The organism is Microbacterium sp. PF5 (assembly GCF_004794315.1).
Taxonomy (GTDB): domain Bacteria; phylum Actinomycetota; class Actinomycetes; order Actinomycetales; family Microbacteriaceae; genus Microbacterium; species Microbacterium sufflavum.
In genome coordinates, this window is record NZ_SSDQ01000171.1 from 118848 (window position 1) to 125065 (window position 6218).

Here is a 6218-nt window from a genome sequence, read left to right on the forward strand (position 1 = left end):
TGCCCGCGATCGCGAATCTGTTTCCGGCCCCTTTCCCTTGCGGCCGACTCCCTCTCCTCACGCACCCACGGCGCGCATGAAGTGCCCATCGGTCGAGATGCCGGACGCCGCCACCGTGAACCGGACCACCTCGCTGAGGTAGCGGTCCTCCGAGGCCTCGAAGACGCGTCCGTCGGCGTCGCGCGACGTGCGCGTGAGTCGCAGGATCGGTGCGCCCCGCGGAACCCGCAGCAGGCTCGCGTCCTGCTCGTCGGCTGCGACCGCATCGATCTCGTGCCGCAGCGTGACGATCGGATGCCCGAGGGAGGCCAGGTACTCGGTGATCGAGACCTCGTCCAGATCGACCTCGAACAGCCGACGCCCGACGTCTTCGGTGTAGGCGAGGCGCTCCAGCATGGTCGGCCGCCCGTCGAGGAGGCGCAGGCGGACGACGCGGACGATGGTGTCGTCGCGCCCCACGCCGAGCGCGGGGCCCAGGTCGCCGGCGCGGCGCAGGCTGAGCTCCTGCGTCTCGGCGCCGGGGGTCACGCCGAGCTCGCGCGCCCAGCGCGTGAACGGCACCGACACGTCGACCGCCTGGTTCGCCTTGCGCGCGACGACGCGCGCCGGGCGTCCGCGACCGGTCTCGATCAGCCCCTCGGCGCGCAGCGCCGCGAGCGCGTTGCGGATCGGGCCGCGGGAGGTGTGCCAGCGCTCGGCGAGCTCGGCCTCGGTGGGTACGTCGTCGCCGGGGCGCAGCGTGCCGTCGGTGATCCGGGCGCGCAGGTCGTCGGCGATCTGGGTGTACACAGCTTCGGCCACATAGGTACATTACTTCGCCATCGCGCGGATGCCGCGGATAGCCGGTGAGTGTTCACCCAGGCGAATGGCGGGTGAACGCGCCCTGAACTCTTCCGAGATAGGTATACATCTGAAGACCGGGCCTGTCAGAGTCGTCGAGGATCACCCCTCCCACCCTGAAAGGTCCACCATGAAGCTCCGTGCTCTCCCCGCCCTCGCCGGCGCTGCGATCCTCGCGCTCGGCCTCGCCGCCTGTGCCGGAACGGCCGAGGCCACCGACGCCCCCGGCGACGCACAGTCCGCCGGCGCGAGCGGGTTCGCCGTCGACGAGAACACGCTGGTCTTCGGCGTCGTGCCCGACTCGGTCGACACCGAGACCAACTACCAGCCCCTGATGGACTACATCGCCGAGGTCACCGGGAAGACCGTCGAGTACCACGAGTCCACCGACTATGCCGCGCTGATCGAGGCCGCCGTCGCCGGGAAGGTCGACGTCGCGTCGTTCTCCGGCTTCACCTACGTGACCGCCACCAACAACGGCGCGAAGCTCACGCCCATCTCGTCGATCATCACCGAGGAGGGCCAGGAGCCCGGCTACTACTCGCAGGCGATCGTCCCCGTCGACAGCGACATCACCAGCCTGAAGGACTTCGCCGGCAAGAAGGTCTGCTTCGTCGACCCGTCGTCGACCTCCGGCTACCTCTTCCCCTCCTACAACCTGCTCGAGGCGGGCATCGACCCCCAGGCCGACATCACGCCGGTCTTCGCGGGCAAGCACGACGTGAGCGTGCAGAAGGTCGGCGAGGGCGTCGAGTGCGAGGTCGGGTTCGCCGAGGACTCCGAGGTCGAGAAGTCCGACAAGGTGAAGGTGATCGACGAGACCATGGTGCCCGGTGCGCCCCTGGTCTACTCCTCGTCCCTCCCGGACGAGGTCGCGCAGGAGCTCGTCGACGCGCTCGGCGAAGTCACGATCGACGACATCATCGCCGCGGGCATCGACGGCGCCGACTCCGACGCGTTCCGCAGCGTGTTCTACGCCACGAAGCCGGTCGACGACGCCTACTACGACCTGATCCGCGACATCTGCGCCGAGACCGAAGCGGAGCAGTGCAAGGCCTGACGGCCTGATGTGCCCTTCGTCTCGCCGGCGCTCGCTCAGGAACCGACTGCGGTTCCTGAGCGAGCGCAGCGGGACGAAGGTCCTCGCACCGGACCCGACCGCACGACAAGGAGATGCCATGACCGCGGCCACCGACACCCTCATCCGCCTCGACGGCGTGACCAAGACCTTCGGCAGCACCACGGCTCTGAGCGACGTGTCGCTCACCGTGGCCCGCGGCGAGATCGTCGTGCTGCTCGGCCTGTCCGGTTCAGGGAAGTCGACGCTCCTGCGTCACCTCGACGGGCTCGAGGTGCCCACCGCCGGCGTGGTCGACGTGCTCGGTGCCGCGGTCCCCGCGCTGCGCGGCCGGGCGCTGCGCGACCTGCGCAGCCGCGTCGGCTTCATCTTCCAGCAGTTCGAGCTCGTGCCGTCGCTGACCGTGCTGGAGAACGTGCTCACCGGCTCCCTCTCGCGCGTGCGCGGCCCCCGCCTCGGGCTCTGGGGCTACTCCCGCAGCGCGAGGCTGACCGCTCTCGAACACCTCGACCGCGTCGGCCTGCTCGACCGGGCGTATCAGCGCAGCGACACCCTCTCCGGCGGACAGCAGCAGCGCGTGGCCATCGCCCGTGCGCTCATGCAGAAGCCCGACATCCTGCTCGCGGACGAGCCCGTCGCCTCGCTCGACCCCGAGTCCAGCGAGCAGGTCATGGCTCTCATCCGCCGCATCGCCGCCGACGAGGGGCTCACCGTGGTGTGCAGCCTGCACCAGGTGGACCTCGCCATCAGCTGGGCCGACCGCATCGTGGGGCTGAGGCACGGCGAGGTCGTGCTCGACACCCCCACCGACGGCCTCAGCAAGGCGGAGGTCATGGAGATCTACGGACGCGTGGCCACGACGACCGCGGAGATCACGGCCGTGCAGGTCGAGCTCGCTGACGCAGCCACCCCGGCGGGCGTGGCATGACGGCCCTGGACACGTCGGCGGCGCCCGGCACCCGCGGCGGCGCGGCACCGCGCGGGGGCGCCCCCACCGGATCGGGCGGAGCGACCGTCGCGGCCCGTGCGCCCCGGCGCCGGCCCTCGCCGGAGCGCATCGCCGCGGGACTCACGCTCGTCGCGCTCGTCGTGCTCGGTGTGCTCGCGGTGCGCGACGTCGACATCTCGATCCCCGCGATGGTGCAGAGCTGGGACAACGCGCAGAACTTCCTGGCCCGCGTCGGCGGCCTCTCCTTCCCGGAGCCCGGCGAGCTCCTGTGGCTCATCGCGCTGACGGTGGGCCTCGTGCTCGTGGGCACCCTGCTCGCCGCGGTGCTGTCGGTGCCGATCGCCTACCTCGCCGCCTCCAACACCACCCCGGGAGCGGGCTGGCGCGCCGCGGCGCGGTTCGTCGGCGTGCTGACCCGCGCCCTGCCCGACGTGGTGCTCGCGATGGCGTTCGTGCTGATGTTCTCGCTCGGCACCCTGCCCGGCATCCTCGCGATCGGCATCCACTCGATCGGCATGATCTCCAAGATGTTCGCCGACGCGATCGAGCAGATCGACGAGGGTCCGCGGCTGGCGATCCGGGCCGCGGGCGGCTCGAAGCTGCAGGAGTTCACCGCCGGCATCCTCCCGCAGGTGCTGCCGAGCTGGGTCGCGACCGTGCTGCACCGCAACGACATCAACCTGCGCGGCAGCGTCGTCCTCGGCTACGTCGGCGTCGCAGGGCTCGGTCTGGAGATGTCGTACGCGTTCAAGGCGCTCAACTACGGCAAGGGTCTCGGCATCGCGCTCGTGATCTTCGCGCTGTGCATCGCGATGGAGGTCGTGTCGAGCCTCGTGCGCGGGGCCATGTTGGGCGAGCAGCGGCAGACGCGCTCCTGGATGGACCGCCTGGTGCACCCCCGGCTGCGCCGCACGACCGCGCCCACCGCCGCCCGGTCGGAGTGGGCAGCGACACCGCAGACCGCCCTCCGCCGCCCCTGGACCGCGCAGCGCGTGCGCCACACCCTCGCCGGGGTCGCCGCCGTCCTGGTCGTGATCGGCAGCGTCGCGGTGAGCCAGATCACCTGGCTCGACCTCTTCACGTTCTGGGCCAAGCTCCCCGAGGTCGCCGCGCGCTTCTGGCCGCCGTCGTTCGGGAACTACGACGCGCCCGCGATGCTGGAGGCCATGCGCGAGACCGTCGCGATCGCGCTCGCCGCGACCGTGCTCACCCTGCTGCCCTCCCTGCTGCTCGGCTCGCTCGCCGCCCGCAACGTCGCCCCGAACGCGGCCGCGCGAGGGACCGCGCGCCTGCTGCTCGTCGGCATCCGCGGCATCCCGGAGCTCATCCTCGCGATCGTGCTCGTCGTCATCACGGGACTGGGCGCCCAGGCCGGCGTCATCGCGCTCGCGATCGGCGGCATCGGGTTGCTGGGCAAGCTCATCGCCGACTCCCTCGAAGAGGTCGACCGCGGACCGGAGCGCGCACTGCGTGCGGTCGGTGCGACCCGCCTGCAGACCTACGCGGCCGCCACCGTGCCGCAGGGGACCAGGGCGCTGATCGGGCACAGCTTCTACATGCTCGACACCAACATCCGTGCCGCCACCATCCTGGGCATCGTCGGCGGTGGCGGCGTGGGGTACTACCTGCTGAACGCCAGCCAGGGATCCCGCTACGAGACGGTGACCGCGATCGTCCTGATGATCCTGGTGACCGTGCTCGCGGTGGAGGGTCTCGCGATGTGGATGAGGAAGGTGTTCCGATGACCCGCGCGAACGACACCGCCGACGTGGTCGTGATCGGTGCGGGCATCGTGGGGCTCGGCGCCGCGTACGCCGCCGTCCGCCGGGGGCTGCGCGTGATCGTGCTCGACCGCAGCGACCGGCCCGTCGGTGCGACCGTGCGCAACTTCGGGCACCTGTGCATCGGCGCCCAGGGCGGAGACGCGCGGCGCTACGCCGACACCTCGCGCGAGCTGTGGCTGCGGCTCGCCCGCGACGCCGGGTTCTGGCTGCGTGAGTCCGGCACGCTCGTGGCCGCCAGGCACCGGGACGAGCTGGACGTGCTGGAGGCCGCGGCGCGCGATGGCGGCATCCGGATGCTGGACAGCGCCGAACTGCGCCGCCGGGCGCCGCTGCGCGCGGAGGGGCTGCACGGTGGCGCGCTCATCGAGGCCGACTTGCAGACCGATCCGCGCACCGCGGCCGCCGCGATCGTGCGCCACCTCGCCGCGAACGGTGTGGACTTCCGCTTCCGCACCGCCGCGACCCGCCTCGCCGACGGACGGGTCGAGACCACGCGCGGTCGCATCGATGCCGGGGTCGTGGTCGTCGCCGTGAACCACGACCTCGACCAGCTGCTGCCCGAGGTCGCCGAGCGGCACGGTGTCGCCCGCTGCGCCCTCGACATGATGCGGGTCGCGGCGACCCTCCCGCGACCGCTCGACGCGCCCCTGCTCACCGGGTGGTCGCTCATCCGCTACGGCCGGTTCGCCGCGACCCCGCAGGCCGCGGCGCTGCGCGAGCGCCTACACGCCGAACGCCCCGACCTCGCCGCGCTCGACCTCAACCAGATGTACACGCAGCTGCCCGACGGCACCCTGATCCTGGGCGACTCGCACGCGACCGCGACCGCTCCCGCGCCGTTCCAGCCCGAGGCCGCGTTCGCCGCGTTCCTCGCGGAGGCTCTGGCGCTGTTCGACATGCCGGAGCCGCGCGTGATCGAGCGGTGGCAGGGCGTGTACGCCAAGGCCCCGGGCGAGTTCCTCGTCGACCGCGGCGACGACGGCACCCTGGTGATCGCCGCGACCACCGGCATCGGCATGACCTGCGGGCTCGGACTCGCCGAGCTCACCCTCGCCTCGGCCCTCGGCCGGGCACCCGCCCTGGAAGGAACACCATGACCACTCCGATCGAACTCGTCGTCCTCGACATGGCCGGCACCACCGTGCGCGACGACGGCGTGGTGGAGCAGGCGTTCCAGCGCGCCGCCGAGCGCACCGGGGTGGCCGCGCGGCTGCCGTGGGAGGAAGCGCTCGACCACGTGCGCGCCACCATGGGGCAGTCGAAGCTCGACGTCTTCCTGCACCTCGCCGACGGCGACCTCGCCGCCGCGCAGCGCGCCACCGCCGCGTTCGAGGACGCCTATGCGGAGATCGTCGCGGAACACGGCGTGACCGAGATCCCCGGGGCCGCGGACGCGATCCAGGGGCTCAAGGACGCCGGACTCGCCGTGGCCCTGACCACCGGGTTCGCACCAGTGACCCGGCAGGCGCTGCTCGACGGGCTCGGATGGGGAGACCTCGTCGACGTGGCGCTCTCGCCCGTGGACGCGGGCCGCGGCCGTCCGGCGCCCGACCTCGTGCTCACCGCG

6 protein-coding genes are annotated in these 6218 nt (G+C 72.0%); 5 read left to right on the forward strand and 1 reads right to left on the reverse strand.

Features of this window, described 5'->3' with window-relative positions:
* Positions 1-57 precede the first annotated feature (57 nt).
* Positions 58-801, reverse strand: a complete 744-nt coding sequence (locus DW297_RS17670) for a GntR family transcriptional regulator (RefSeq protein WP_240744676.1) — start codon at positions 799-801, stop codon at positions 58-60.
* 169 nt (positions 802-970) lie between these two features.
* On the opposite strand from DW297_RS17670, the gene DW297_RS17675 reads away from it, so the two are divergent.
* From DW297_RS17675 to DW297_RS17695, 5 genes are all read left to right on the forward strand, one after another.
* Positions 971-1900, forward strand: coding sequence for a phosphate/phosphite/phosphonate ABC transporter substrate-binding protein (locus DW297_RS17675; RefSeq protein ID WP_136034862.1), 930 nt, complete (start codon positions 971-973; stop codon positions 1898-1900).
* A gap of 118 nt (positions 1901-2018) precedes the next feature.
* Complete coding sequence (gene phnC / locus DW297_RS17680; RefSeq protein ID WP_136034864.1) at positions 2019-2846, forward strand: phosphonate ABC transporter ATP-binding protein; 828 nt, start codon at positions 2019-2021, stop codon at positions 2844-2846.
* Positions 2843-4612 (forward strand): phosphonate ABC transporter, permease protein PhnE, encoded by a 1770-nt coding sequence (gene phnE, locus DW297_RS17685; protein WP_136034866.1) that lies wholly within the window; start codon positions 2843-2845, stop codon positions 4610-4612. Before phnC ends, phnE begins: the two co-directional genes overlap by 4 nt.
* Positions 4609-5748 carry a TIGR03364 family FAD-dependent oxidoreductase gene (locus DW297_RS17690; protein WP_136034868.1) on the forward strand — a complete coding sequence of 380 codons (1140 nt, stop codon included), beginning with the start codon at positions 4609-4611 and terminating at the stop codon, positions 5746-5748. The genes phnE and DW297_RS17690 overlap by 4 nt, the downstream gene beginning before the upstream one ends.
* On the forward strand, positions 5745-6218 hold a 474-nt coding region (locus DW297_RS17695; RefSeq protein WP_136034870.1), incomplete at its 3' end, for an HAD family hydrolase. The genes DW297_RS17690 and DW297_RS17695, both read left to right, overlap by 4 nt.

Bases quoted from the DNA above. Each gene is read 5' to 3' on its own strand.
- phnE (WP_136034866.1), top strand. From the start codon at position 2,843: ATGACGGCCCTGGACACGTCGGCGGCGCCCGGCACCCGCGGCGGCGCG.
- DW297_RS17675 (WP_136034862.1), top strand. From the start codon at position 971: ATGAAGCTCCGTGCTCTCCCCGCCCTCGCCGGCGCTGCGATCCTCGCG.
- DW297_RS17690 (WP_136034868.1), top strand. From the start codon at position 4,609: ATGACCCGCGCGAACGACACCGCCGACGTGGTCGTGATCGGTGCGGGC.
- phnC (WP_136034864.1), top strand. From the start codon at position 2,019: ATGACCGCGGCCACCGACACCCTCATCCGCCTCGACGGCGTGACCAAG.